This window comes from Massilia pinisoli (assembly GCF_024753285.1).
GTDB lineage: Bacteria > Pseudomonadota > Gammaproteobacteria > Burkholderiales > Burkholderiaceae_D > Telluria > Telluria pinisoli.
This window is the reverse complement of sequence record NZ_JANUGW010000023.1, coordinates 51,395-75,316: the sequence shown is the minus strand read 5'-3', so window position 1 is coordinate 75,316 and position 23,922 is coordinate 51,395. Positions and strand designations below refer to the sequence as shown.

The following is a 23,922-nucleotide window of genomic DNA, read 5'->3' as shown; positions in this document are numbered from 1 at the left end:
CGAAAGGACGGTCTCCGCGACGGCGCGGGACTAGAGCGCGGCGTCTAGGAATCGTGGCCCGCGTCCGCGTCGTTGGCCGGCGCGGCCTTCAGCATCTGGCGGGCGATGCCGCGCAGGATGTTGACCTCTTCCGTCTCCAGCTGCGTGCGCGCGAACAGGCGCTTCAGCCGGGGCATCAGTTTCCTCGGGTTGTCGGCGTTCAGGAAACCGATCGCCACCAGGGCTTCCTCCAGGTGGGCATACATACCTTCGATCTGCGCGACGCTGGCCGCCTCGCCGTGGAAGCCGATGCCCTGCTGCGTGCGGTTCTCGCCCTGCGCCGCCAGCCGGCACTCGTACGCGAGCACTTGCGCGGCCTGGGACAGGTTCAGTGACGCATAGTCCGGGTTGGCCGGGATGTTGATCAGCACATTGCACTGCTCGACGATCTGGTTCGGGAGGCCGAAGCGTTCGTTGCCGAGGATCAGCGCCGGGTGCAGGTCGTCCGTCCCCGCCGCGTGCGCGGAAAATTCGCGCGGACTCCACACGGGCGGCGAGAACTCGCGCAGCCGGGCCGACACGGCCGCCGCGAAATTGCAGCCGTCCAGCGCCTCGGCGATGGAATCCACGATGCGCGCACCTTCCAGCACGTCGACGGCGCCGCTGGCGAACGCCACGCTTTCCGGGTCGTGCAACGGATCGGCGCAACGCGGAGAGACCAGCACGAGGTCGCCGAAACCCATCGTTTTCATGGCGCGCGCGACCGAACCGACGTTGCCGGCGCGGCTTGTTTCCACCAGCACGAAGCGTAGACGTTTGAAAAGAGAAGAGACAGGTTCGGTCGGGTTCATTTAAAATAACGGCATCGCGCGGTGACGAGCGTTGAAATGCGGACAAGAAGTTCGCGATTTTAACGGCTTCGGCACCGCTTTGCTCTTTAATTATTTCTCGTTCAGATCGTTCACGGCGCCCGCGCGCGGTGGGCGTCAGCATTTTTTACGGATAGCTTATGCACCCCATGCTCAACACGGCCATCAAGGCCGCCCGCCGCGCCGCGACCGTCATCAACCGCGCCTCGTTCGACCTCGACCGCATCACCGTCAGCGAAAAAAGCCACAACAACTTCGTCACCGACGTCGACCAGGCTTCGGAACAGGCGATCGTCGAAACCTTGCTGAAAGCCTACCCCGACCACGCGATCCTCGGCGAGGAATCGGGCCCGACCGCGAACCTGAACGACGAGAGCGAATATGTCTGGATCATCGATCCGATCGACGGCACCACCAACTTCCTGCACGGCTACCCCAACTACTGCATCTCCATCGCGCTGCAACAGCGCGGCGTGATCACGCAGGCCGTCATCTACGACCCCGTCCGCAACGACCTGTTCACCGCCACCAAGGGCGCCGGCGCCTACCTGAACGACAAGCGCATCCGCGTGCGCAATCCCGACCGTATCAACAAGGCCCTGATCGGCTCCGGCCACGGCCCGGAACCGCGCGACCTCGCCGAATACCTGCGCATGTACGAAGTCGTCGCGCCGCGCTGCCACGGCCTGCGCTCGAGCGGTTCGGCCGCGCTGGAACTGGCGAACGTCGCGGCCGGCCGCGTCGACGGCTATTTCGAAAAGAACCTGAAAATCTGGGACATCGCGGCCGGTTCGCTGCTGGTGACGGAAGCGGGTGGCATCGTCGGTGAATTCAGCGGCGAATCCGAGTACCTGAACAAGGGCGACATCATCGCCGCCGGCCCGAAAGTCTTCGCCGGCATGGTCGCGCTGCTGAAACCCTTCGCCTGAGCGGCTTCCTGCCGTTTCGCGTAAAATAGGGCTGTGTAAGTCCGGGGAATGCCGCGGGCCTTGTGGCCGCACGGCTTTCCCACCGCAGGCGCCGCTGTCGGCCTGTCAAGATTGCCTCCGGCACCCACGAGGTGCCGCTCCCCGCTTTCACCGGCCCCTGTCATTAAACGACACGGGCCGCGCTAAAATTTCCACAGCGAAACATTTTTAACTATAATGTCGCGTGACCGTTGACGTTTGTGTCTACGTTTGCGTCTCGGCGCCCCGGCTCCAGTACCGGGCGCCCTGTTGTGTAATCCGATCGGCTGGACTGGCGCTCGAAGAGCGACGGGCCGATCCCTACCAGATAACTATGTCATTCAATACTCTCGGTCTGTCCGACGCCATCGTGCGTGCCGTCACTGAAGCGGGCTATTCCGCACCGACTCCGATCCAGGCCAAGGCGATTCCCGCCGTGCTGGGCGGAGGCGACCTGCTGGCGGGCGCCCAGACCGGCACCGGCAAGACCGCCGGCTTCACGCTGCCCGTGCTGCACCGCCTGTCGACCGACAAGGTGGGCGCGGCGCTGACGAACAAAACCTCGAAACGCGCGATCCGTGCCCTCGTGCTCGCCCCGACCCGCGAACTCGCGGCCCAGGTCGAGGAAAACGTGCGCATGTACGCGAAGCACACGAACCTGAACTCGGCCGTGATCTTCGGCGGCGTGGGCATCCACCCGCAGATCAAGATGCTGGCCAATGGCGTCGACATCCTCGTCGCCACGCCGGGCCGCCTGCTCGACCACGTCGGCCAGGGCACGATCAAGCTCGACAAGATCGAAATCCTCATCCTGGACGAAGCGGACCGCATGCTCGACATGGGCTTCATCCACGACATCCGCAAGGTGCTGGCCGTGCTGCCGCCGAAGCGCCAGAACCTGCTGTTCTCGGCCACGTTCTCGGACGAGATCAAGGGCCTGGCCGACCGCCTGCTGGACAACCCGGCGATGATCGAAGTGGCCCCGCGCAACTCGACCGTCGAAGTGATCGCCCAGAAGATCCACCCGGTCGACCGCGACAAGAAGCACCCGATGCTCGCGCACCTGATCAAGACCCATGGCTGGAAGCAGGTGCTCGTGTTCACGCGCACGAAACACGGCGCCAACAAACTCGTCGAGCAGCTGGGCAAGGACGGCATCGGCGCGATGGCGATCCACGGCAACAAGAGCCAGTCGGCGCGCACGAAGGCGCTGGCCGAGTTCAAGGACGGCAGCCTGACGGCGCTCGTCGCCACCGACATCGCCGCGCGCGGCATCGACATCGACCAGCTGCCGCACGTCGTGAACTACGACCTGCCGAACGTGCCGGAAGACTACGTGCACCGCATCGGCCGCACGGGCCGCGCCGGCGCGACGGGCGAAGCCGTATCGCTCGTCTGCGTGGACGAGCACCAGATGCTGAAGGACATCGAAAAGCTGATCAAGCAGACTTTGCCCCGCCAGGTGATCGCGGGCTTCGAGCCGGATCCGACGGCGAAGCCGCAGCCGATCCAGCTGCGCAGCGGCGTGGCGGGCCATCCGAACCGCGGCCGTCCGGGCGGCAACCGCGGCGCCGGCAACGGCGCAGGTGCTGCCGGCGGCGCCAAGCCGCGCACGCAGGCTGCGCCGGCGGCGGGCCAGCGCAGCGGCGGTAACGGCGGCGGCAACGGCGCGCGTGCCGGCCAGCCGGGCAACCGCAACGGCGGCAACGGTGGCAATGGCGGCGGTCGCGGCCAGGGTCGCGGCCCGCGTCCGGCGGCGGCACGCTCCGGCGGCGAACGCTGACACAGGCGGACGCGCCCGGCCAGGCCGGCGCGTCCCCGAAGTCCGCAAGCCGGGATCGTTCCCGGCTTTTTTGTGGCCGATCGAGATAGTTGCGCACTCAATTACTTGCAAACTGTTAGGTGCGCGCCTATACTTGACGACTCAAGTAATCATCCAGTTTCCGGAGCCCCCATGACCACGACCGACACCCACGACGTTCCCGACACGTTGACCACCGAATTCTGCCTGCGCCTCGCGCGCGCCTGGGCGGCCGTCGCGCGCCGCCTCGACAGCGCACTGGGCGGCCACCACGGCATCAGCTTCGCCGACTACCAGCTGCTGCTGCACCTGCAGCGCGCGCCGGGCGGCCGCCTGCGCCGCGTCGACCTCGCGGAGAAGCTGGGCCTGACGGCGTCCGGCGTCACGCGCTCGCTGCTGCCGCTGGAAAAGATCGGCCTCGTCACGCGCCAGAGCGACCCGCGCGACGCCCGTGTCGGCTACGCGCTGATCACGCCGACGGGCAGCGAACTGGCGACGAATGCGACGACCGTCGTCGACAACATCAGCCGCGCCATGCTGGGCGGCCCCGCGCGCGCGCAGCTGCAGGCGACGTCCGACCTGCTCGCGCAGATCGCCGGCATCGGGCGCTGATGCCCTGACCGCCGCGCCCTTGCCGGCGCGGCCCCCCGAATCACAAGAACGATGGCGTGCCGGCCAGGCCGGCGCACGCCCGCACGTCCACCACGAGGAGACGAGACATGACCGATACACCTCCCAAAGCGGCCCCGCGCGCCGCCCTGCTGCGCGACCGCAACTTTGTCTGGCTGATGAGCGGCGGCGCGATTTCCGCCCTCGGCGACCAGTTCACCTTGATCGCCCTGCCCTGGCTCGTGCTGAAGCTGACGGGCGACCCCGTCGCGCTGGGGCTGGCCGTCGCGCTGATGGGCATCCCGCGCGCCGTGCTGATCCTGTTCGGCGGCGCGTTCGTTGACCGCTATTCGCCGAAGCGCATCCTGATGCTCACGAAGCACGTCAACACCGTGCTGCTGGGCATGCTCGACATCCTCGTCTACAGCGGCCACGCGCACCTGCCCGGCGTGCTCGCGCTGGCGCTGGGCCTGTCGCTCGCGTCCGCGTTCAGCATCCCGGCCGGCACGTCGATGCTGCCGCACGCCGTCGCCCCGCAACACCTGCAGGCGGCCAACGGCATGATGATGGCGTTGCGCCAGGTGACGATGCTGGCCGGGCCGCTGCTCGCCGGCCTGCTGTTCGCGCTCGCGGGCGACGGCAGCGACGGTCCGCGCCACATGCACGGATTGGCGCTGGCGTTCGGGTTCGACGCCCTCAGCTTCGCCGTGTCCGCGTGGACCTTGTCCAAGGTCGAGCCGCGCCGGTTCGTGCCGGCCGCCGCGCAACCGGTGCTGCGCTCGGTGGCGGACGGGCTCGCGGCCGTCTGGCGCGACACCTTGCTGCGCAGCTGCTTCCTCTACTGGGGCCTGTGCGCATGCATCATCGGCGGCGTCATGCAGGTCGCGCTGCCGCTGCTGGCCAGCAGCCGGCTGCACGGCGCTGCGGCCCTCGGCCTGCTGATGGGCGCGCATGGTGCCGGCGCCCTGCTGGGCATGGCCGCGAGCGGCATCGCGGGACGCCGGCGTGCCGGCAATCTGGGCATGACCTTGCTGCTGATCGATGGCGTCGTCGGCCTGCTGCTCGTGCCGCTCGGCGGCATCACGGCCAGCTGGCAAGGCATGCTGATCAATGCCGTCATCGGCGTGCTGGGCGGCTACGTGCAGGTTGCCGTGTTCACGTGGATCCAGCAACGCGTGCCGCGCGACCTGCTGGGCCGCACGATGAGCCTGTTCATGTTCATCTTCATGGGCCTGGCGCCGCTGGCGGCCGCGCTGGCCGGCTGGATCGCGAGCCGCGTCGCGCTGGCGACGCTGTTCGGCGGTGCCGGCATCGGACTCGCGAGTGCCGCGCTGCTCGCGTGGCTGTGCACGCCGATGCGCACGTTGCGGGCCGTGCCGCCGGCGCCGTCCACGCGCACGATGGTTTAGCATAGCAGGTTACCCCGTCACCAAGGAAACCCGCATGCCCCGTTTCGCCGCCAACCTGAGCCTGATGTTCAACGAACTCGGCTTCCTGGAACGCTTCGCCGCCGCCCGCGCGGCCCATTTCGACGGCGTCGAGTTCCTGTTTCCGTATGCATTCGAGGCCGAGCAGATCGCCGGCCGCCTGCAGCGCTACCAGCTGGAACTGGCACTGCATAATTTCCCGGCCGGCGACTGGGCGGCGGGCGAACGGGGCCTCGCCTGCGATCCGCGCCGCACGGGCGAGTTCCAGGACACGGTCGAGCTGGCGCTGGAGTACGCGCTGGACCTCGGCGTGCAGCGCCTGCACTGCCTCGCGGGCAAGCTGCCGCCGAACGTCGCACACGAGCGCGCGCACGCCACGTTCGTCGACAACCTGCGCTTCGCCGCGGCCGCGCTGGCGCCGCACGGCATCGACCTGTTGATCGAGCCGATCAACGACCGTGACATCCCCGGCTATTTCCTGACGCGCAGCGCCCAGGCCGCCGCCATCATCGCGGAAGCGGCCGTGCCCAACCTGTTCCTGCAATACGACATCTACCACATGCAACGCATGGAAGGCGACCTCGCCCACACGCTGCGCGAACGCCTGCCGCTGATCCGCCACATCCAGCTGGCCGACGTGCCGGGCCGGCACGAGCCGGGCACGGGCGAGATCAATTTCCCCTTCCTGTTCCGCACGCTGGACGAGCTCGGTTACGACGGCTGGGTCGGCTGCGAATACATCCCGCTGGGCGACACGGCGGCGGGCCTGGGCTGGCGCGACAATTGATCGTTTGCAATAACGAAGCGGTCGAGGTTTGAAAGAATGAGGGTTTTGCCGGCCGGCCTTTTGCCGTCCAGAAAGGACCCATGGACTTGCGTCGCCGCCTATCCCTTTGCCTGCTCGCCGCCAGCCTGCTGCTGGGCGGCTGCGCCTCGACGGGCCAGGTGAGCCTGACGGAGGTGCGGCAATTCGCCGACGCCTCGGCCCGCCTTGGCGCTTACGGCGAACTGTCGCGCCGCTACCGCGACACCTACGAGCGCGAACAGCCCTACTTGTCGCCCGCCGCCGACCGCATCGCCCGCGAAAACGATGCGCGCCGGCGCGCCGTGTACGACGACTTCGTCAGCATCCAGAAGACCGTCGTGCTGTACATGCAGACCTTGAGCGTGCTGGCGGGCGATGCGCGCTATGACTTGTCCGACCGCATCGACGACCTCGGCAGCGGCCTGAAGGCGAATGCGGAGTCGGGCTTGCAGCAGAAACAGATTGCGGCGTACACGGGGCTGACGCGGCTGCTGACGCGGGTGATCGCGTCCGGCTACCAGAACCGCAGCGTCGAGACGATGGTGCGCGACGGTGACGCCGACGTGCAGGTGTTGCTGGACGCGATGATCGCCCTCACCCGCCTGTATGCGAAAACCAACGACAACGAAAAGAAGACGGTGCTGGGCATCTTCGACGTCGAAATCCCGTTTTCCACCAAGACCTCCGACCGCATGCTCGTCACCCTGGCCAAGGTCCACTACCTCACCAAGTCGACGGAATACAAGCTCGTCGACAAACGCTATGACCTCGCGCTGCAAGGTTTGACGAAAGTCGCCCAGGGCCACCAGAAACTGCGCGACAACATCAATAACCTGCACGGCGATGAAGTGCGCAAGCTGCTGGCGGCGTACGCGCGCGACCTGACCAGCCTGCGCGACGCCCTGTCCGACTGAGCGCACGAGGAGAGATCATGGCAAACGACGACCATCCGCAAGCGGCCGCGCCCGCCCCCGCCGCCACCGCCACCGCCGCTCCCGCAGCCGCGTCGCCGAGCCCGGCCGAGGCGCTGGCGACGGCGCAGCAAGTGGAGGAGCTGGCCGACAAGCTGTCGGATTGCGCGGACAGCATCCACGCGCGCATCATGCGCGACATCCGGCGCCACCAGGGCCAGGACGTGCCGGACCCGGAACAGGCGGCCGCGCGCGCGCTGCTCGAGGCCGAAATGGAATTGCGCCAACGCGCCAACCGGCTGTACGGCGATGCGGCCGCGTGCATCGTGTCGTCGCTGGGCCAGCCCCAGCAGCGCCTGATCCAGCTGACACTGGACGCCGCCGACAAGATCCGGCGCATCACCCGCATCGGCGACGGCATCACGCTCGTGGCGCGCCTGCTGGGCCTCGCGGCGGCCGCCAGCACGGGCCAGGTCGTACCCATCCTCGCCGCGCTGGAGCGCCTGAAGGCCCAGCTCGACGTCGTCGCCGTCGACAACGCCCCGGCCGCACCCGACCCCTCCGCCTGATGCCGCGCACGGCCGCCCGGGCGGCAGTATGCATCCCCGTCGTTCCGCGCTACACTGAACGGAACCAGAACGAAGGGGACAACATGATCGCCAATCCGCACGCCCGGCCCGGCGTTTGCCGTGCCGGCGCCTTCCGTCACGACCTGCGCCGTTCCGGCACCGGCGCCGCTTGAACCCGGCGGCGCCATGGATCCCCTCACGCCCGAGCAGCTGGCGCAGCTCAAGACCATGCTCGAACGCCGGCTCGACGCCCTGTCCCGCGTCGAGGCGCCTCCGCAGGACACGGGCGAGCTGCCGGTGGACGAAGTCGAGACGTCGCCGCTGGACCGCGCCACCGTACGCCTGTTGAACGACTTGTCGCGCGAAGCGGCCGGCCACCACTCGGCCGAGATGCGCGAGGTGCGCCAGGCCCTGGCCCGGTTCGACGACGGCAGCTACGGATTATGCGAGGAATGCGGCCAGCCCATCGGCGCCTCGCGCCTGCTGGCCCGGCCGGAGGCGCGATTGTGCATCGATTGCCAGACGCGCGCAGAACGACGATGACGACGGACGGTAGCGGCGATGACGACGGGCGGTAGCGGCGCCGGCGTCGCCGCAGGTCAACACATGTGCTGGCCGCCGTTGATCGCGATGTTGGTGCCCGTCATGAACGCGGCGTCTTCCGAGACAAGGTAGGCGACGAGTCCCGCGATCTCCTCCGGCTCGCCCAGCCGGCCCATCGGAATCTGCGGCAGAATCTTGCCCGTCATCACTTCGCTCGGCACCGCCTCGACCATCTTCGTGCGCAGGTAACCGGGCGACACGGTGTTCACCGTCACGCCATGGCGCGCCATTTCCAGCGCCAATGCCTTCGTGAAGCCATGCATGCCGGCCTTGGCGGCCGCGTAATTGGTTTGCCCGAACGCGCCCTGCTGGCCGTTGACGGACGAGATGTTGACGATGCGGCCCCAGCGCTGTGCCGTCATCGGCTCGATCGCCTGCTTGCTCATGTTGAACACGCTGTCGAGGTCGGCGCGCAGCACGGCGTGCCAGTCGTCCGGCGTCATCTTGCGCAGGCTGCGGTCGCGCGTGATGCCGGCGTTGTTCACCAGCACGTCGAGCCGGCCCATCTCGGCCAGCAGCTTCTGCATCATCCATTCACAATCGCCGTAGTCGGTGACGTCCACGCGATACGTCGTGAACCGGTACCCGTCGTCCCGCTGGGCGGCCAGCCACGCGTCCGGCGTCGCATTGCTGGGCGAATACGTTGCCGCCACGCGGAACCCCTCCGCCTGCAGGCGCCGGCAGATCGCCGTGCCGAGTCCGCCCATTCCTCCCGTCACCAACGCTACTTTGTCGTCGTGCATGGTTTCACCGTCCTGTCATCAACCTGCCGCGCCGGGTGCGCAGCACGAAACACCGAGTCTAGGTCGGCGGACAAAGGCGGCCTTGAGGAAGCGCAAACGGGAAAAGCCGCGCGGCCCGGGGGCCGGCGGCGCGATAGTCAGTGGATGAGGTCGGGCGCGGAGCAGGGATCGAAATCGGCCCAGTCGCCGTCGACGATATTGCCCTTGGCCCGCTCGATGTGGTGGGCGCCCAGGTCGCGCAGCAGGTCGACGGCGCGCTGTTCGAGGACGGGGTCGTCGAACGCGACGGCCACGAGCATGCCGGCCGGACGGTTCTCCAGCGGTGCGTCCTCGCCGCCGCGTTCATGCTCGCCGGCTTCTTTCATCTTGGAAAAGCTGAACAGCGAGCCCACGTGGGCCCCGACGAGACCGCCCACGACGGGCCCCAGCGGCCCGGTGACGGGTGCCGTCAGGGCGCCGGCGACGATGCCCACGGCCGCGCCGGCACCCGCCCCCTCGGCCACGCCCAGCGGCGATTCGCGCGCGCCCGGCGAATGGAGGTGGTCGCCGCCGATCGGCGTCAAATCGTGCTGGCCCGGCTGGCTCAGGTAGAAGCCGCTGATGCGTTCGCCGGGAAAACCGGCGTCGACGAGGGCGCGGCGCGCCCGCTCGACGTCATCCTGGAGCTGGAAGTGCCCTGCAATGATCGTGGACATGGATGGCCTCCTGCATCGTAAGTACGCCCATCATGCATCCGGCCGGGCCAGGCCTCTGTACGCGAGCGCACGCAGCCGGGCCGCTAGCGCCACTGTCCGTAGACCACGTCATGATGCGCCGGCACGGGCGCGGGCGCCGGCAGCCACGCGCGCGGGTCGACGCGGTAGTAGGCCTCGAATTCCGCATACAGGTCAGGATGGCGCCCCGCCAGCTCGTGCGGCTGCTCGAAGAAGCTTTCCGTCGCCACGGCGAAGAACTCGGCCGGATTCGTGGCGCCGTACGGGTCCAGCACGTCGCGCTGGCCCCAGTAGGCGTCGCGGCGCAGCAGGGCGAAATCGCGCGACAGCGTTTCCGACCAGCTGCGGTAGCGCTCCGGGCTGCCGAGGAACGGCGCGCCGTTGTTGCTGCCCGATTCGCTGTCGAGCTGGTGCGCGAATTCGTGCAGCACGACGTTGTGCGTGCCCTCTGGCGGCAGGCCCGCGCGGCGCACGTGTTCCCACGACAGCACGACGCGGCCGTCGCCCCACGATTCGCCCAGCAGGTCCTGGCGCGTCTCCGTGACGACGCCGGCCTCGTCCTGCTGGCGGCGCGGCACGAGGAAGGCGCCCGGGTAGACGAGCACGGCATGCAGGCCCGGATACACGCGGGTGGGCCGGTTCAGCAGCAGCAGGCAGGCCTGCGCGGCGATCGTCACACGCATCTCCTCCGTCACCTCGAGCCCCGCGCAGCCGACGAACGTCTTCCGGTGCAGGAACTGCTTGACGAGGCGCTGCAGCTGGGCGCGCAGTTCGCGCGGCATGCCCCGGTATTGCGCGACATTGCGTTCGATGACGCCCAGTTGAACATCGGTCAGCGGCCGCGCCAGCACGCGATTGAGGCGCCAGCGCGGCACGAACCAGGCCACCAGCACGGCGAACGCGAGTGCGGCGCAGACGATTGCGGCTTCCATTGCACGCTCCCGATGCCGGCGTCAGTTGCCCGCTTGCGCGCGCGGCGCGAAATGGGCGGCGACCGCTTCCGCATCGCCGATCAGCTTGCCGCCGATGAACACCTGCGGCCACGTCGACGCACCGGAAACGCCGCGCAGCACGCTCGTCGTGATCTTCGCGTCCTGCGGGATGTCGGTGAACACGATGCCGTTCGCCTTCAGCACGGCCTTGGCACGCGCACAGAACGGGCAGCCCGGCTTGGAAAACATGACGACCGGCTCGCGCGGGGCGGCGTCCGGATTGATGTAGCGGAGCATCGTGTCGGCGTCCGACACTTCGAACGGGTCGCCCTCCTTGTCCGGCTCGATGAAGATCTTGGCGATGATGCCGTCCTTGACGAGCATCGAGTAGCGCCACGACCGCTTGCCGAAACCGAGGTCGCGCTTGTCCACGAGCAGGCCCATGCCTTCCGTGAAATCGCCATTGCCGTCGGGGATCATCGTGATGTTGCCCGCTTCCTGGCCGGCCTGCCACGACTGCATGACGAACGCGTCGTTGACGGCGACGCAGACGACGTCGTCGACGCCGTTCTCGCGGAACATGGGCGCCAGCTCGTTGTAGCGCGGCAGGTGGGCCGACGAGCAGGTGGGCGTGAAGGCGCCCGGCAGGGCGAACACGACGACAGTCTTTCCTTTAAAAAGTTCGTCGGTCGTCACGTCGCGCCACTGGTCGTTCGGGCGCGCCTTGAACGTCACTTGCGGAACGGGTTTTCCTTCCAGGGTTTCGGCACTCGGCAGCATGGACACTCCTTTGTCGGGTCAGCGGCCGGGGTGCCGCATCCGGCATATAGGACCGCTTGCCGCCTTTTCAATTGCAACGCTGAAAAAAACAGCGCCACCCGGCCGTTCGGCGAGGTGGCGCAGCTGACGGCGACCGCATGCGCACGGCCGCGGGTCAACGCATGGGCGCTCAGACGCGCTCTTTGGCAACCTGGTTCGGAGCCGGGCCGAACAGTGCGGCGACGAGAGGGTCGCGGGTCACGGGGCTGCGGTTCACGCGGATCGCGTAATGGGTGTCGTCGGCCAGGATGTGGAAGTGGCGGCCCGTGCCGGCCATGCTCTGCTCGCGCAGGCCCGGACGCTCCTTGCGCGGCGCGGCGCCTTCGCGCTTGGGCTGGCAGATGGCGCCCAGGAACGCCTTGACGCGGTCCGGATCGGGCGAAATGCGGTACACGGCCTTGCCCAGGTAGGTGGCGGTGCCTTCGATGTAACGGGCGAGCTCGATCACGCCGGCTTCGCGCAGGTCGCGGATGTACTTGCGTGCGCCCGACGGCGAGAATTTGAGGAACCAGGCGATTTCATCGGCCAGCATCTCGTGGGTCTGCAGCTCGCCGATCAGCTTCTGCATGTTCTCGATGCGGCGCTGCGTGGCCGACGTCGACCGCACCCGCTCGATCGGCGCGAGCGAAATCGGTGCGCGCTCGGTCGGTTGCGGCGGCACGCGTTCGATCAATGCAGAGTTGCTGGAAGTGTGCACCGCGTTGAGATCGCCTTGTACCGCATTGTGGTGAGTCGCTGCATGCATATTGATTTACTCCGTGAAAAGGACGAGTTCTATGTATGGCCCGGGCCGCCGTGGTTCTGTATGACCTCTGGTCAACACGCCGGTTCCGCTTAACTGGGTACAAGATTGCCTGCCTCATCACGTCCGGTCTGTGCGCCATCCAACATTTCTAAAAATTCCTGAAAGTTATTTGTGCCTCAAAGCAAGACAAATCCTGACGAGGTTTGATGCCAAGCAGACAAAGGGACGCGAAGGGAAACGACGGTTGCGGCCGAGCATTGATCTGCCTCATCCGCGGCGGGGAACCATGCTGGGTGGCTGGACATCGAAGCGATATCGATCCGGTTTGGCGCTGATCGGCTCGAAAAGCGGCGCCGATACGCGTGCGGCGCCCACATGTGATGTTGGCATACAACACATGTCGGACTTGTAATGATGCGTGGAGACACTGGGAGAACGCCGACGTTGGATACAATACGTCACAATTACAGCCAAGTTCGTAACATCCTGAAACAAACGGGAACCATGGCATAAATAGCCACGTTGTAAAATCACTACACCAACCGGCCGTTAGGTGCGCTAGCGCACTGACCCGAAAAACCGCCGACTTGTAAGCTCGACATCAACATCCCTGCAAGGCATGCGATGTCAGGTACCTTTACAACTTATGGGAGTAACTGTGAATAATACGAAGAAGATCGCTCTGGCCGCCGCCATCCTGTGCATCGCCGGATCGGCCATGGCTCAGGATACGACCGCCGACGTCATCAATCCGTCGTGGTACATCGCCCCGACCATCGTCGGCATCAAGCCCGACCACGACTTCATGACCTCGAAGAAGGACTGGGGCGGCGGTTTGAAATTCGGTAAACCCGTGTCCCCGCTGTTCGATATCCAGTTCGGCGCCACCCAGGCCCGCGTCGACGACAACGGCTTCAACTACCGCCAGACGCTGGTCGGCATCGACACCTTGCTGATGCTGTCGCGCAAGACGTTCCGTCCCTTCCTGCTGATCGGCGTGGGCGCGTCGCGCGACCACGAAAGCAATCCGTTCGTTAACGCGTCCGGCTGGTCGCCTTACTACGAGCTCGGCTTCGGCGCCCAGGTCAGCATCAACGACCGCTGGTCCGTCCAGGCCGACCTGCGCGACGTGCGCGAACACTTGCACGACGATGGCTTCGGCTTCTCCCGCGCAAGCAACAAATACGCGACGTTCAGCCTGAACTACGCGTTCAACCCGCCGCCGCGCGTGGCGCCGGCACCTGCCCCGGCACCTGCTCCGGCACCTGTCGTCGAGACCCCGCCGCCGGCACAACCGGCTCCGCCGCCGCCGCCGCCGCCGGCACGTTTCGAGAAGGTGACCCTGTCGGCCAGCGAACTGTTCGGCTTTGACAGCGCCAAGCTGTCGATGCCGCAGCCGAAGCTGGACGACATCGCCGCCGCCCTGCAGGCCGACCCGTCGATCACCGACGTGGACATCACGGGCTACACCGACCGTCTGGGCTCGGCGAAGTACAACCAGAAGCTGTCAGAGCGCCGCGCCAACGCCGTGCGCGAGTACCTGATCAGCCACGGCATCGACGCCAAGCGCCTGAAGGCCTACGGCAAGGGCGAGAAGAACCCGGTCGTCACCGACTGCCACCAGAAGAAGCGTTCGGAGCTGATCGCGTGCCTGGCACCGAACCGCCGCGTCGAAGTGGAGCCGATCACGATCGAACGCCGCGTGCAGTAACGTGGCCACGCGGGGCACACGCCCCGCTCGCGACCGCGGCGCCGCCCGGCGCCGTTCGCGAATACCGTAACGGTCGTAACGGTACTGGGCGTAGGCCCATGAACGCGCCTTCGGGCGCGTTCGTCCTTTTGGAGGTTACCGATGGCAGTACAAAACTGGATCCCCTTCTCGCGCCAGGTCGTCCACGTCATGCGCTGCGCCGTGACCGAATGGCTGAGTCACCGGGCATCGAGCAAGGGCGCCGCCCTCGCCTTTTACACGTTGTTCTCGCTGGCCCCGATTCTCGTGCTCGTCATCGCGATCGCCGGTTTCTTCTACGGTAACGACGCGGCCCAAGGCCAGCTGCTCGACGAGTTGCGCAGCCTCGTCGGCAAGCAGGGCGCGGAAACCATCCAGGCGATCCTGGCCGGTGCCCGCAACAAGGAAAGCGGCAAGTTGGCGACGATCATCGCCACCGCGCTGCTGCTCGTCGGCGCGACGAGCGCTTTCGCCGAACTCAAGGACAGCCTCGACGACATCTGGGACATCCCGCCGCCGAAAGACGCCACGTGGTGGGATACCGTGCGTACCCGGCTGCTGTCGTTCGGCCTCATCCTCACCCTGGGCCTGCTGCTGATGTTCACGCTGGTCGTGTCCGCCGCGCTGTCCGTGCTGGAAAAATACCTCGGCGGCGTGTGGCATTCGGCCACGGTCGTGCTGGGCTGGGTAGCGTGGGGCGTCAGCTTCCTCGTCATCGCCGTGATGTTCGGCGCCATCTACAAACTGCTGCCGCGCGTAAAGCTGTCGTGGCGCGATGTGACCATCGGCGCTCTCGGCACCGCGATCATGTTCACCTTGGGGAAATTCGCGATCGGCCTGTACATCGGCAACAGCGGCACGGCGAGCAGCTTCGGCGCGGCCGGCTCGCTGATCGCGCTGCTGCTGTGGGTGTATTACTCGGCGCAGATCTTCTTCCTCGGCGCGGAATTCGCGCGCCAGTACGCGCTGCAGATGGGCAGCCTGAAGGACAAGCACGTCCCCGGCGCGCCGCCCCCGGGTGCGCGCCCGTCGCCCGTGCACTGAACCGCCGCGGCGCCATTGCCCGCGGCAATGGCGCCGTCATTCGCCGAGCAGTTCGGCGATGACTTCCATGCCTTCCACGCGCTCGGCCACGACCTTGATCACGACGACGACGGGTACGCCCAGCAGCAAGCCCCACATGCCCCACAGCCAGCCCCAGAACAGCAGGCTGACGAACACGGCGGCCGGGTTCATCTTCGCGATCTTGCCCGTCATCCAGGTCGTGACGACCATCCCGACGAGCGTCGCGATCGCCAGCGACGCGCCCGCCACGAGGATCGTCATCCGCAGCGATTCGAACTGGAGGAAGGCGACGAGGCCCGTGGCCGACGTGATCAACAACGGGCCGAAGTAAGGCATGACGTGCGCGACACCGGCGAAGATCGCCCACGCGCCCGCGTTCTCCAGGCCGATGTAGCGCAGCGCCACCCACATCAGCAGGGCCAGCAGCACGTTCGTCACGAGCAGCATGAACATATAGTTCTGGATACTCGTGTTGATGTCTTCGAGGATGTGCACGGTGACCTTTTTTTGCGTCAGCGACGGCCCCGTCAGCTTGACGAGCTTGCGCTTGAACGTGTCGCCCGCGAGCAGCAGGAAGAACACGAGGAACACGACCATCGTCGCTTGCGAGATGAAGCTGGCGAGGCCCACCGAGCCTGCCAGCAGCCAGTCCATGACGCGGAAATTACTGGCGCCCGGTGTCGGCACGGCGGGTGGCGGCGGCACGCGGCGGGTAGCGGCACGCTTCGCATCGGCGCCCGCGTTGGCGGCGGCACGTTCGAGCTCGGCCGCGGCGGCCTGCACCTGCTGGATCGTCGACGGCCCATCGGAGCCGTCCGCGAGGAGGCGCGTGACCTTGTGGGTCAACGTGGGCAGCTCGTCGACGATGTTGAGGAATTCGCCCTGCACGCGCTGCGCCGTCAGCGCCATGCCGATGAGGATCAGCGCCGTGACGACGGTGGCGCCGATGGAACGCTTGATGTGCCAGCGCTCCAGCCAGCGCACGACGGGACTCAGCGTATAGGCGATGAAGATGCCGAGCAGCAGCGGCACGAAGAAATTCTTGGCCCATTGAAGGCCGAAGACGAAGGCGACGGTGGCGATCACGCCCAGCGTGAGGCCGCGCACGTTGACGTGCACGGGAAGACGCAGGTCGCCGTGGAGAGCACCGAGCTCTTCGCCGGTGGGCGCACCCGCGGCGTCGACGAGGCCGGCGTCCTGCGCCGCCTGGTCCGTGCCCGGGGCCGGCACGGGCGCCGGAATGATGGAGTCGGCTGCCCCGGACGGAGCGGGGCCGGATTGGGCGAGCTGCATGATACCTGCCTGAAAAAAAAGCCGGTCCCGGGCATCCGCCGGCCGGCTTTCCGTCCGGCGGATGCCGCATGACGCGGCAGTCGCGACACCCCGGGGAACGGCCGTCACGCAGGCCGTCCCGGCGGGTTTATTTTACGCGGATGTCGTTCTTGACCGATGCCACACCCTTGACGCCACGGGCCACATCGGCGGCCTTGGTCGCATCCTGCGGCTGGGCCACGAAGCCCGACAGCTGCACGTCGCCCTTGTAGGTCTCGACGTTGATCTCGGTCGCCTTCAGCGTGGGCTCATTGAAGATTGCGGCCTTGACCTTCGCCGTGATGGCGGCGTCGTCGATGTACTCGCCCGTGCTTTCCTTGGTCGGGCTCGACGAGCAGCCGACGACGGTGAAGGCGACGGTGGCGGTGAAGATGGCGGTGGCGATGCGTTTGGTCACGTTCATGATGAACTCCTTGTTAGTAGAGGTGGTACTGGTTGTGCCCGTTCACGAGCGTACTGCGGTTGAATGGGTGCGTCACTTGCCGAACTCGGCCTTCGCAGCCGAGATGCATTGATCCTTGGCGGCGCCAGCGAAGGCGTCGCATTTTTCCTTGGCTACGCGGTACGCGGCGTCTTCCTTGTCGGCGCGGGCGTCGTCGCGCGCCTGGATCGTCTTCTGGTCGGCCCGCGCGTCGGCCTGCGCGGCGACGAAGCGGGCTTTCGCCTCTTCCTTGCAGACGTCCTTGTCGTTGCCCGTCAGACCGGCGCAACGTGCCTTGTCGAGGTCGTAGTTCGCGGACGCGATGCGCATGCGCGCCCGGGTGTAGGCCTTCAACGTGTCTTCGTACTTGGCCTGCGCTTCCTCGTCGGCGCGCACGCGCGCGGCCTTGGCCTCGAGCACGCAGACGTCCTTCGGATTACCCGTGATGGCGTCGCAGCGGGCGCGTGCCGTCTTGTACGTGGCGGCGGCCGCGTCGCGGGCTTGCTGGTAAGCCAGTTTGGCTTCCGGCGTCGCCGCATGGACATGTGACGCGCCCCACAACAAGGCCGCGCCCAGCAGCAGGATGACGTGTGATATTCGCATTTCTTGTTCTCCTTCGTTGCCACGTTTTCCAACGTACTGGTGATGTTTTACTCGGCTGTAACGACGATTTCTGTTCGGTGACGAACACAGGAACGGAGATGGTGGAAAGCGGGCACTTACGGTCGAGAGGTGGGTGCGTCATCGCACAGACCCATTACACATGACTGCGTAATCTGGTCCTACATTTTTGCCAGGAGAACAAGTCATGAAAGCTACTCGTACCCTTGCCGCCGTCGTGGCGGCCAGTGCGCTCCTCGGGGGCTGCGCCAGCCAGTCGTCCCAGCCCTCCTACGCCAACGATGGCTACCGCAGCGGCTACGACAACACGGCGGCCACGGGCTACGGCACGATCGAATCGATCCAGACCACGACGGCCGACGGCCGCACGAGCGGTGCCGGCGCGATCGTCGGCGGCCTCGTCGGTGCGCTCGCCGGCAACCAGGTCGGCAGCGGTGGCGGCCGTACCGCGGCGACGGTCGCCGGCGGCGTGGCCGGCGCGGCGATCGGCAACCGCGTGGAAGCGAACCGTGGTGCGGAAGGCCAGCAGGCGTACGCCGTCAATGTCCGCCTCGACAATGGCGAATACCGCACCATCGTCCAGGACAATGTGTACGACCTGCGCGTGGGCAACCGCGTGCGCATCGTCGACGGCCGCGTGTATCGCTATTGAGCGGATGTTGCTGGTAGTCTTCAAGCCGGCTCTGCCGGCTTTTTTTTCACCTGCGCGCACCTACATGTCTGCATCGCCTGCAAAAAAAGACGGCGTCCAATCGAAGATTGCGACGCCGCTCAAGCCCCACCATATTCCTGCAAGGCGCCGGCCGTACGGGCCGGCGCGTTGTCCCTAGTATGCCACTTGCTGCGCGCGTTTGCGCTGCAAGTACCAACCGAGCGCACCCAGGATGACGGCCGCGCCCAGCGCCGGCTTGCCGAGGTTGCGCTTGCGGATGAAGCCCAGCACCGTCAGCGCATACGGCGCGATCACGGAGATGCTCGTGCCGGTGGGCTTCAGCAATGCGTCGGCACGCGTGCGCAAGGCCCAGGTGGCGTGGTCGATAACGGAGTGCAGCATCACTTCGGGGCGCGCCGCGTGCTTGATCTGCGCGCGCGCATGCGCGACGCCCGTGCGATAAAACTCGCCGTCACGCAACAGCGCCCGCTTGCGCTCCTCGTGGGAGCCTTGCGTGTGGTGGCCGATCGTCTTTCCCATGGTCGAGATCCTTTCTGCTCACATGAGCATGTCGCGGTCGTTGCGCAATTCCTTCATGGTCTCCGGGAACGCCAGCTTGCCCTGCTTGAGCATCGACAGACCCTTCATCACGAGGATCAGGGTGATCACGGCGAACACGACGAACATGACCAGCAGGATCTTCCACCCCATTTCTTCCCACGCCAGCGCCACGATCGTGGCGGTGCCGTAGGCCAGGGCGAACCAGGTGGCCAGGGCGGCCATCGCGAAGATGGCCACGAGTTCGATCACGTGGTTGCGCACTTCCGTCAGCTCGAGCGCCGCGAGTTCCAGTCGCGACACGACGAGGCCGAACAGATTCTTTGCCAGGCCCGTGATCCCACCCAAGAGGCCGGGGCTATGCACGACGGTTTCGTTGTTATCCATGGCTGCCCCCGACCGGATTTATTTGCGGCCCAGAATGACACCCAGTAGCAGGCCGACACCGGCCGCCACGGCCACGGTGCGCCATGGGTTGTCCTTCACGTAGACATCGGCCGTGCGTGCCAGTTCCTTGCCTTTGACCATGGCTTGATCCTGGTATTTGCTGGCCTTGCCCAGCGCCTGGTCGAGCAGCTCCATGCCGCGCTCGCGCAGTTCGTCGGCCTTGTTGCCCGTGAGGGATGCGGCGGCGCTCAGCAGCGACTGGGCGTCTTTCACGAGCGCCTTCATGTCGCCGGAAGTGTCTTTCGCGGCACCGTTGACGGCCGATGCGTTGCCGTTGGCGCGGCTGATGTTTTCTAGCATGATGTTCTCCTCGTTATTGGTGGGTAGGTAAAAGGTTCAGGCCAGCAGGTCGCGCATGTCGTCCGCGTGCTCTTCCTCGGTGGCCAGGATCTCGATCAGCATGTTCTTCGTCGTCGGGTCCTTGTCGCCGATGGCCTGGATCATCTGTCGGTACGATTCGATCGCGACGCGCTCGGCGATCAGGTCGGCGCGGATCATCGCCTGCACGTCGTCCGAATCGTCGTACTCCGCATGGCTGCGCTGCGTGAGCGTGGCCGGGTTGAAGTTCGGCGAGCCGTTCAGCTGCACGATGCGCTCGGCGATGCGGTCGGCGTGGTCCTGCTCCTGCTGCGCGTGCTCGAGGAACTCGGCCTTGATGTGGCCCGTGTTCGGACCGCTCACGGTGAAGTAATGGCGCTTGTAGCGCAGCACGCAGAGCAGCTCCGTTGCGAGCGCGGCGTTGAGCATGGCGACGACGGCTTCGCGGTCGGCCGCGTAGCCCTCGGTGACGGCGCCGTCTTCGAGATTGGCGGCCGCGCGGCGGATCTCCGCGATGTCGAAGCCGTGCGCCAGGTTGGATGCGTTCTGTTCCATGAAACTTTCCTCTTTCAGTGGGGGTTCAAACTCTCAGTCAGCGCTGCGCCGCGCGCGGCGGGATCGTCGCGCCCGCGTTCGACAGCACGATCTCCACGCGGCGGTTCAGCTGGCGGTTGGATGCCGTGTTGTTCGGCGCGACGGGGAAGGCTTCGCCATAGCCGCGCATGCCGATGCGTTCGCGCGACACACCGAGGCCGACCAGGGCCTGGGCCACGGACGCCGCGCGGCGCTCGGACAGGTCCTTGTTGTGCGCGGCGCTGCCCGTGCTGTCGGTAAAGCCTTCGACCATCACGGTACGGTCGGGGTTCTGCGTCATGATCTCGGCCAGCTTGCGTACGGTCGCCATGCCGTTCGCGTTCAATTCCGCGCGGTCGGTGGCGAACAGCACGTCGCCGATCGTGACGATCATGCCGCGCTCCGTCTTCTGCGCATGCAGGTCGGCAAGCAAGGCTTCCAGGTGCGCAGCGCGCTCGGACTGCTGGGCGGCCTGCTGCTGGGCCGCCGCGGCCTGGGCCTGCGCATCCTGGGCCTGGGCCTGGGCGGCGGCGGCCTGCGCCTGGGCGGCGTTCGCGTCGCGCTTGGCGCGGTCGGCCTCGGCCGTGCGCGCTTCCAGCTGCACGCGGTCGCGCTCGCGGCTCGCGTTGGCGACCTCGGCCTCGGCGGCCTTCGACTTCGCGATTTCCTGCGCGGTGGCGATGCGCTGCTTGGCGACGTACGCCAGGCGGTCGATGGTGTCGAGGCTCTCGCGCTTGGCGGCGGCCTGGTTCGCGCGGTCAAGGGCCTCGCTGGCCTGCTTGAATTCGAGCGGCGCGTACGTCGCGACCTGCGGATTGTTGTTGGCCGCGACGAAGTCGGCGCGCGCCTCGTCCAGCGTGGGCGTCGTGGTCGGGACGGTGCTGCAGGCGGCCAGCATCAGTGCGCCGGCAAATGCGATTGCCTTCATCAGGTTCATGATCTTCCTTTCTGCGGTCTGGCGCGCGTTGGCGGCGCGGTTCTTGTTGTTAGGCGGCGCGTTGCCGCCCTGCCTTACTGCTGCTGGTCGGAATTGGCGCGGTCGACTTCCTGGCGCAACACGCGCAGGTCCTCGTTGAGGGCGTCGGCCGCCGCCGTGGCCTTCGCGGAATTGGCCTTGCTCTGCGCCAGCTTGGCGTCGGCCTGGGCCTGGATCGCGAGGTCGCGCGCCGTCTTGTAATCCTTGGCCGCGAGGGCCTGGTTGGCGCGCATCATCTTGTCGCGCGCGGACGTGATCTCGGCCGGTGCCAGTTCGGGCGCACCCGCCGACACGGCGTTTTCGACGGCGTTGTTCGACACCGCGACGGCAGCCGTGGCCGGGGTCTTCTCCGGGCTGGCGCACGCGGCCAGCGAAAGAACCGCAGCGGCTGCGCCGACCCGCACCAGCAGGTCCATCGATTTTGTATTCATCTTGCGACTCCTGTCGTTGACTGAATGTGTTGGTAACGTTATAACCCTCAAGCCCGACGAGATCGGTTCGCTGCCGCACATACGCACGGCCTCGGGACGCCCACGGCCGGGCCACGGTGCGGCACCGCACATTGACGAGCCGACCTTTACGCTAATCTGCATGCACCCATCCCACCAGAAGGAAGGCCATGACAACCCAACCAGCCCAACAGCCCAGGCAGGGCGCGCATCTGTCGCGTCCGGCGAAAATCACGCTCGGCATCGTCGGCGTGCTGGTGGCGATACCTGTCATCGCCATCATCATCCTCCTCACGTTCGACTGGAACCGCGTCAAGCCCTGGCTCGACGAGAAAGTCAGCGATGCGATCGAGCGCCCGTTCGTGATCCGCGGCGACCTCGCGGTGCATTGGGAGCAGCCTTCCAAAAGCATACCGAAAGGCCAGCGAACGTGGCGCGACTACATCCCGTGGCCGCACCTGTACGCGAACGACGTCCACGTGGGCAACCCCGCCGGCCTGCCCCAGCGCGACATGGCGAGCGTGCGCCAGTTCTCGTTCTCGCTCGATCCGTTCGCCCTGCTGACCCACACGATCCATGTGCCCGTGCTGCGCTTCGACGGTCCGCAGGCGGAATTGCTGCGCACGGATGCCACGCACTACAACTGGGTCTACAAGCCGGAACAGAAGAAATCGAACTGGACGCTCGACCTCGAGCGCGTCGTGCTGAACAAGGGCACGATCCACGTGATCGACGCCGTCACGAAGGCCGACGTCACCGCGGACATCGACACGATCGCGAACGACCCGACGTACGGCATCGCGTTCCAGCTGCGCGGCGAGTACAACGGCGCGCCCGTGGGCGGCGGCGGCAAGGCGGGCAAGGTGCTGTCGCTGCGCAACCAGGACGAACCCTTCCCCATCCAGGCCGACGTGCACTCGGCCAACACGCGCGTCGCCATCGAAGGGACTGTCACGCGCCCGGCCCACCTCGCGGGCATGGACCTGAAGCTGACGCTGGCGGCGCCGTCGATGGCGCGGCTGTATCCGTTCACGGGCGTGCTGCTGCCGGAGACACCCGCGTTCTCGACGGACGGCCACCTGACGGGCACGCTGGACAAGGACAAGACCCGCTGGGTGTACGACAAGTTCAAGGGCAAGGTGGGCCAGTCCGACATCGCGGGCCACCTCGAATTCGTCACGGGCAAGCCGCGCAACAAGCTGACCGGTACCATCGTGTCGCACCAGCTGCGCTTCGCCGACCTCGGCCCGCTGATCGGCGCCGATTCCAACGCGAGCAAGCGCGCGCGCGGCGTCGACGCGGTGCAGCCGGAAGGCAAGGCGTTACCGGTCGAAAAATTCCACACGGAGCGCTGGAAGGCGTTGGACGCCGACGTCCGCTTCACGGCCGACCGCATCGTCAAGGACAAGGACCTGCCGCTCAGCAAGCTGCAAAGCCATGTCGTGATGAACGACGGCGTGCTCACCCTGCAGCCGCTCGACTTCGCCATGGCCGGCGGCAACGTCAATTCGAACATCAAGCTGGACGGCAGCAACCCGAACAATCCCATCAAGGCGACGGCCGATGTGAAGGCGCGCGACATCCACATCAAGGAATTGTTCCCGCAGATCGAAAAGATGCAGGCGACGGTCGGATCGATCTATGGCGAGGCGAAGCTGACGGCAACCGGTGATTCCGTGGGCGCCATGCTGGCCGACGCGAACGGTGAAGTGAAAGGCCTCGTCAGCCAGGGCGTCGTCAGCAAGCTGTTGCTCGAGGAAGCCGGGCTGAACGTGGGCAACGTCATCATCACGAAGCTGTTCGGCGACAAGGAAGTCAAGCTGAACTGCCTCGCCGCCGACCTCGGCGTGAAGGACGGCGTCGCGCGCACGCGCACGTTCGTGCTCGACACGGATGACGCGATCGTCGACATCAATGGCTGGGTCAACATGTCGACCGAGCAGCTCGACCTGCGCATCAAGCCGGAGACAAAAGCGCTGCGCATCTTCACGTTGCGCACGCCGTTCTTCGTGCGCGGCACGTTCAAGCATCCGGACCTGTCGCTCGACAAGAAAGTGCTCGTCATGAAGGGCGGCGCGGCGGCCGCGTTGGCCATCGTCGCTGCACCGGCGGCCGCCCTGCTGCCGTTGATTAACACCGGACCGGGCAAGGACAGCCCGTGCGGCGCGCTGCTGGCGCAGGCCGGTGCCAAGCCCGTGGCGCCGCCGCCCGGGAAAAGCGCAAAGCGTTGAGGCGGGGATGACACAGTGTTATTTGTCGTACAGACCGCTATGCACGGCAGATTTATTCTGAACACATGGTAAGGCCGG

Annotated in this window: 27 protein-coding genes; 12 read left to right on the top strand and 15 right to left on the bottom strand. The window is 66.6% G+C overall.

What is annotated here, in order from left to right:
• Positions 1–44 precede the first annotated feature (44 nt).
• The gene (locus tag NX784_RS24005) at positions 45–830 is read right to left on the bottom strand and encodes an RNA methyltransferase (RefSeq protein WP_258819199.1); all 786 of its coding nucleotides are present in this window, start codon (positions 828–830) and stop codon (positions 45–47) included.
• A gap of 167 nt (positions 831–997) precedes the next feature.
• Here NX784_RS24005 and NX784_RS24000 point away from each other — a divergent pair, with 167 nt between their 5' ends.
• The 8 genes from NX784_RS24000 (at position 998) to NX784_RS23965 (ending at position 8,460) form a co-directional block, all read left to right on the top strand.
• Positions 998–1,777: an inositol monophosphatase family protein gene (locus tag NX784_RS24000; protein ID WP_258819226.1), complete on the top strand. Its 780-nt coding sequence runs from the start codon at positions 998–1,000 to the stop codon at positions 1,775–1,777.
• 352 nt (positions 1,778–2,129) lie between these two features.
• Positions 2,130–3,578 carry a DEAD/DEAH box helicase gene (locus NX784_RS23995; RefSeq protein ID WP_258819198.1) on the top strand — a complete coding sequence of 483 codons (1,449 nt, stop codon included), beginning with the start codon at positions 2,130–2,132 and terminating at the stop codon, positions 3,576–3,578.
• Between the two features lie 171 nt (positions 3,579–3,749).
• The gene (locus NX784_RS23990) at positions 3,750–4,208 is read left to right on the top strand and encodes a MarR family winged helix-turn-helix transcriptional regulator (protein ID WP_258819197.1); all 459 of its coding nucleotides are present in this window, start codon (positions 3,750–3,752) and stop codon (positions 4,206–4,208) included.
• Between the two features lie 107 nt (positions 4,209–4,315).
• On the top strand, positions 4,316–5,614 hold the full coding sequence (locus NX784_RS23985; RefSeq protein ID WP_258819196.1) for an MFS transporter: 1,299 nt from the start codon (positions 4,316–4,318) through the stop codon (positions 5,612–5,614).
• A 34-nt stretch (positions 5,615–5,648) separates the two neighbouring features.
• Positions 5,649–6,419: a 2-oxo-tetronate isomerase gene (gene otnI / locus NX784_RS23980; protein ID WP_258819195.1), complete on the top strand. Its 771-nt coding sequence runs from the start codon at positions 5,649–5,651 to the stop codon at positions 6,417–6,419.
• Positions 6,420–6,499: 80 nt separating this feature from the next.
• On the top strand, positions 6,500–7,351 hold the full coding sequence (locus NX784_RS23975) for a hypothetical protein (RefSeq protein WP_258819194.1): 852 nt from the start codon (positions 6,500–6,502) through the stop codon (positions 7,349–7,351).
• Between the two features lie 17 nt (positions 7,352–7,368).
• The gene (locus tag NX784_RS23970) at positions 7,369–7,917 is read left to right on the top strand and encodes a hypothetical protein (RefSeq protein ID WP_258819193.1); all 549 of its coding nucleotides are present in this window, start codon (positions 7,369–7,371) and stop codon (positions 7,915–7,917) included.
• 186 nt (positions 7,918–8,103) lie between these two features.
• Positions 8,104–8,460 carry a TraR/DksA family transcriptional regulator gene (locus tag NX784_RS23965; protein WP_166863277.1) on the top strand — a complete coding sequence of 119 codons (357 nt, stop codon included), beginning with the start codon at positions 8,104–8,106 and terminating at the stop codon, positions 8,458–8,460.
• Between the two features lie 56 nt (positions 8,461–8,516).
• Here the strand turns inward: NX784_RS23965 and phbB are convergent, their stop codons facing one another.
• From phbB to NX784_RS23940, 5 genes are all read right to left on the bottom strand, one after another.
• Positions 8,517–9,263 (bottom strand): acetoacetyl-CoA reductase, encoded by a 747-nt coding sequence (gene phbB, locus NX784_RS23960; protein WP_258819192.1) that lies wholly within the window; start codon positions 9,261–9,263, stop codon positions 8,517–8,519.
• Between the two features lie 137 nt (positions 9,264–9,400).
• Positions 9,401–9,958 (bottom strand): hypothetical protein, encoded by a 558-nt coding sequence (locus NX784_RS23955; protein ID WP_258819191.1) that lies wholly within the window; start codon positions 9,956–9,958, stop codon positions 9,401–9,403.
• Positions 9,959–10,041: 83 nt separating this feature from the next.
• Positions 10,042–10,908 (bottom strand): M90 family metallopeptidase, encoded by an 867-nt coding sequence (locus NX784_RS23950; RefSeq protein ID WP_258819190.1) that lies wholly within the window; start codon positions 10,906–10,908, stop codon positions 10,042–10,044.
• A gap of 21 nt (positions 10,909–10,929) precedes the next feature.
• Complete coding sequence (locus tag NX784_RS23945) at positions 10,930–11,688, bottom strand: glutathione peroxidase (RefSeq protein WP_258819189.1); 759 nt, start codon at positions 11,686–11,688, stop codon at positions 10,930–10,932.
• Between the two features lie 169 nt (positions 11,689–11,857).
• Positions 11,858–12,472, bottom strand: coding sequence for a winged helix-turn-helix domain-containing protein (locus tag NX784_RS23940; RefSeq protein WP_258819188.1), 615 nt, complete (start codon positions 12,470–12,472; stop codon positions 11,858–11,860).
• 658 nt (positions 12,473–13,130) lie between these two features.
• Here NX784_RS23940 and NX784_RS23935 point away from each other — a divergent pair.
• Both NX784_RS23935 and NX784_RS23930 read left to right on the top strand, forming a co-directional pair.
• On the top strand, positions 13,131–14,183 hold the full coding sequence (locus NX784_RS23935) for an OmpA family protein (RefSeq protein WP_258819187.1): 1,053 nt from the start codon (positions 13,131–13,133) through the stop codon (positions 14,181–14,183).
• A gap of 141 nt (positions 14,184–14,324) precedes the next feature.
• Positions 14,325–15,245 carry a YihY/virulence factor BrkB family protein gene (locus NX784_RS23930; protein WP_258819186.1) on the top strand — a complete coding sequence of 307 codons (921 nt, stop codon included), beginning with the start codon at positions 14,325–14,327 and terminating at the stop codon, positions 15,243–15,245.
• Positions 15,246–15,281: 36 nt separating this feature from the next.
• Here NX784_RS23930 and NX784_RS23925 read toward each other — a convergent pair whose 3' ends face one another.
• The 3 genes from NX784_RS23925 to NX784_RS23915 form a co-directional block, all read right to left on the bottom strand.
• A complete protein-coding gene (locus NX784_RS23925; protein WP_258819185.1) occupies positions 15,282–16,559 on the bottom strand; it encodes an AI-2E family transporter in 1,278 nt (425 codons plus the stop codon).
• Positions 16,560–16,686: 127 nt separating this feature from the next.
• Positions 16,687–17,001, bottom strand: coding sequence for a BON domain-containing protein (locus NX784_RS23920; RefSeq protein WP_258819184.1), 315 nt, complete (start codon positions 16,999–17,001; stop codon positions 16,687–16,689).
• Between the two features lie 72 nt (positions 17,002–17,073).
• A complete protein-coding gene (locus NX784_RS23915; protein ID WP_258819183.1) occupies positions 17,074–17,622 on the bottom strand; it encodes a hypothetical protein in 549 nt (182 codons plus the stop codon).
• A gap of 205 nt (positions 17,623–17,827) precedes the next feature.
• On the opposite strand from NX784_RS23915, the gene NX784_RS23910 reads away from it, so the two are divergent.
• Positions 17,828–18,292, top strand: coding sequence for an outer membrane lipoprotein (locus tag NX784_RS23910; RefSeq protein ID WP_258819182.1), 465 nt, complete (start codon positions 17,828–17,830; stop codon positions 18,290–18,292).
• 174 nt (positions 18,293–18,466) lie between these two features.
• Here the strand turns inward: NX784_RS23910 and NX784_RS23905 are convergent, their stop codons facing one another.
• The 6 genes from NX784_RS23905 to NX784_RS23880 all read right to left on the bottom strand — a co-directional run bounded on the left by NX784_RS23905 (position 18,467) and on the right by NX784_RS23880 (position 21,595).
• Complete coding sequence (locus NX784_RS23905) at positions 18,467–18,832, bottom strand: hypothetical protein (protein ID WP_258819181.1); 366 nt, start codon at positions 18,830–18,832, stop codon at positions 18,467–18,469.
• An 18-nt stretch (positions 18,833–18,850) separates the two neighbouring features.
• Positions 18,851–19,237, bottom strand: a complete 387-nt coding sequence (locus NX784_RS23900) for a phage holin family protein (protein WP_258819180.1) — start codon at positions 19,235–19,237, stop codon at positions 18,851–18,853.
• An 18-nt stretch (positions 19,238–19,255) separates the two neighbouring features.
• On the bottom strand, positions 19,256–19,597 hold the full coding sequence (locus NX784_RS23895; RefSeq protein ID WP_370662968.1) for an ElaB/YgaM/YqjD family protein: 342 nt from the start codon (positions 19,595–19,597) through the stop codon (positions 19,256–19,258).
• A gap of 36 nt (positions 19,598–19,633) precedes the next feature.
• The gene (locus NX784_RS23890) at positions 19,634–20,170 is read right to left on the bottom strand and encodes a ferritin-like domain-containing protein (protein ID WP_166863245.1); all 537 of its coding nucleotides are present in this window, start codon (positions 20,168–20,170) and stop codon (positions 19,634–19,636) included.
• Positions 20,171–20,207: 37 nt separating this feature from the next.
• Complete coding sequence (locus NX784_RS23885; RefSeq protein ID WP_258819179.1) at positions 20,208–21,125, bottom strand: OmpA family protein; 918 nt, start codon at positions 21,123–21,125, stop codon at positions 20,208–20,210.
• A gap of 74 nt (positions 21,126–21,199) precedes the next feature.
• A complete protein-coding gene (locus tag NX784_RS23880) occupies positions 21,200–21,595 on the bottom strand; it encodes a DUF4398 domain-containing protein (RefSeq protein ID WP_258819178.1) in 396 nt (131 codons plus the stop codon).
• A gap of 188 nt (positions 21,596–21,783) precedes the next feature.
• Between NX784_RS23880 and NX784_RS23875 the strand changes: the two genes are divergently transcribed.
• Positions 21,784–23,844 carry an AsmA family protein gene (locus NX784_RS23875; RefSeq protein ID WP_258819177.1) on the top strand — a complete coding sequence of 687 codons (2,061 nt, stop codon included), beginning with the start codon at positions 21,784–21,786 and terminating at the stop codon, positions 23,842–23,844.
• Positions 23,845–23,922 lie beyond the last annotated feature (78 nt).

What these genes read in the sequence shown, in the direction of transcription:
- phbB (WP_258819192.1), bottom strand. Translation starts at nt 9,263, where the DNA reads ATGCACGACGACAAAGTAGCGTTGGTGACGGGAGGAATGGGCGGACTC.
- NX784_RS23995 (WP_258819198.1), top strand. Translation starts at nt 2,130, where the DNA reads ATGTCATTCAATACTCTCGGTCTGTCCGACGCCATCGTGCGTGCCGTC.
- NX784_RS23955 (WP_258819191.1), bottom strand. Translation starts at nt 9,958, where the DNA reads ATGTCCACGATCATTGCAGGGCACTTCCAGCTCCAGGATGACGTCGAG.
- NX784_RS23985 (WP_258819196.1), top strand. Translation starts at nt 4,316, where the DNA reads ATGACCGATACACCTCCCAAAGCGGCCCCGCGCGCCGCCCTGCTGCGC.
- NX784_RS23915 (WP_258819183.1), bottom strand. Translation starts at nt 17,622, where the DNA reads ATGCGAATATCACACGTCATCCTGCTGCTGGGCGCGGCCTTGTTGTGG.
- NX784_RS23930 (WP_258819186.1), top strand. Translation starts at nt 14,325, where the DNA reads ATGGCAGTACAAAACTGGATCCCCTTCTCGCGCCAGGTCGTCCACGTC.
- otnI (WP_258819195.1), top strand. Translation starts at nt 5,649, where the DNA reads ATGCCCCGTTTCGCCGCCAACCTGAGCCTGATGTTCAACGAACTCGGC.
- NX784_RS24000 (WP_258819226.1), top strand. Translation starts at nt 998, where the DNA reads ATGCTCAACACGGCCATCAAGGCCGCCCGCCGCGCCGCGACCGTCATC.
- NX784_RS23920 (WP_258819184.1), bottom strand. Translation starts at nt 17,001, where the DNA reads ATGAACGTGACCAAACGCATCGCCACCGCCATCTTCACCGCCACCGTC.
- NX784_RS23975 (WP_258819194.1), top strand. Translation starts at nt 6,500, where the DNA reads ATGGACTTGCGTCGCCGCCTATCCCTTTGCCTGCTCGCCGCCAGCCTG.
- NX784_RS23890 (WP_166863245.1), bottom strand. Translation starts at nt 20,170, where the DNA reads ATGGAACAGAACGCATCCAACCTGGCGCACGGCTTCGACATCGCGGAG.
- NX784_RS23990 (WP_258819197.1), top strand. Translation starts at nt 3,750, where the DNA reads ATGACCACGACCGACACCCACGACGTTCCCGACACGTTGACCACCGAA.
- NX784_RS23905 (WP_258819181.1), bottom strand. Translation starts at nt 18,832, where the DNA reads ATGGGAAAGACGATCGGCCACCACACGCAAGGCTCCCACGAGGAGCGC.
- NX784_RS24005 (WP_258819199.1), bottom strand. Translation starts at nt 830, where the DNA reads ATGAACCCGACCGAACCTGTCTCTTCTCTTTTCAAACGTCTACGCTTC.
- NX784_RS23970 (WP_258819193.1), top strand. Translation starts at nt 7,369, where the DNA reads ATGGCAAACGACGACCATCCGCAAGCGGCCGCGCCCGCCCCCGCCGCC.
- NX784_RS23940 (WP_258819188.1), bottom strand. Translation starts at nt 12,472, where the DNA reads ATGCATGCAGCGACTCACCACAATGCGGTACAAGGCGATCTCAACGCG.
- NX784_RS23945 (WP_258819189.1), bottom strand. Translation starts at nt 11,688, where the DNA reads ATGCTGCCGAGTGCCGAAACCCTGGAAGGAAAACCCGTTCCGCAAGTG.
- NX784_RS23880 (WP_258819178.1), bottom strand. Translation starts at nt 21,595, where the DNA reads ATGAATACAAAATCGATGGACCTGCTGGTGCGGGTCGGCGCAGCCGCT.
- NX784_RS23875 (WP_258819177.1), top strand. Translation starts at nt 21,784, where the DNA reads ATGACAACCCAACCAGCCCAACAGCCCAGGCAGGGCGCGCATCTGTCG.
- NX784_RS23910 (WP_258819182.1), top strand. Translation starts at nt 17,828, where the DNA reads ATGAAAGCTACTCGTACCCTTGCCGCCGTCGTGGCGGCCAGTGCGCTC.
- NX784_RS23900 (WP_258819180.1), bottom strand. Translation starts at nt 19,237, where the DNA reads ATGGATAACAACGAAACCGTCGTGCATAGCCCCGGCCTCTTGGGTGGG.
- NX784_RS23950 (WP_258819190.1), bottom strand. Translation starts at nt 10,908, where the DNA reads ATGGAAGCCGCAATCGTCTGCGCCGCACTCGCGTTCGCCGTGCTGGTG.
- NX784_RS23965 (WP_166863277.1), top strand. Translation starts at nt 8,104, where the DNA reads ATGGATCCCCTCACGCCCGAGCAGCTGGCGCAGCTCAAGACCATGCTC.
- NX784_RS23885 (WP_258819179.1), bottom strand. Translation starts at nt 21,125, where the DNA reads ATGAACCTGATGAAGGCAATCGCATTTGCCGGCGCACTGATGCTGGCC.
- NX784_RS23925 (WP_258819185.1), bottom strand. Translation starts at nt 16,559, where the DNA reads ATGCAGCTCGCCCAATCCGGCCCCGCTCCGTCCGGGGCAGCCGACTCC.
- NX784_RS23895 (WP_370662968.1), bottom strand. Translation starts at nt 19,597, where the DNA reads ATGCTAGAAAACATCAGCCGCGCCAACGGCAACGCATCGGCCGTCAAC.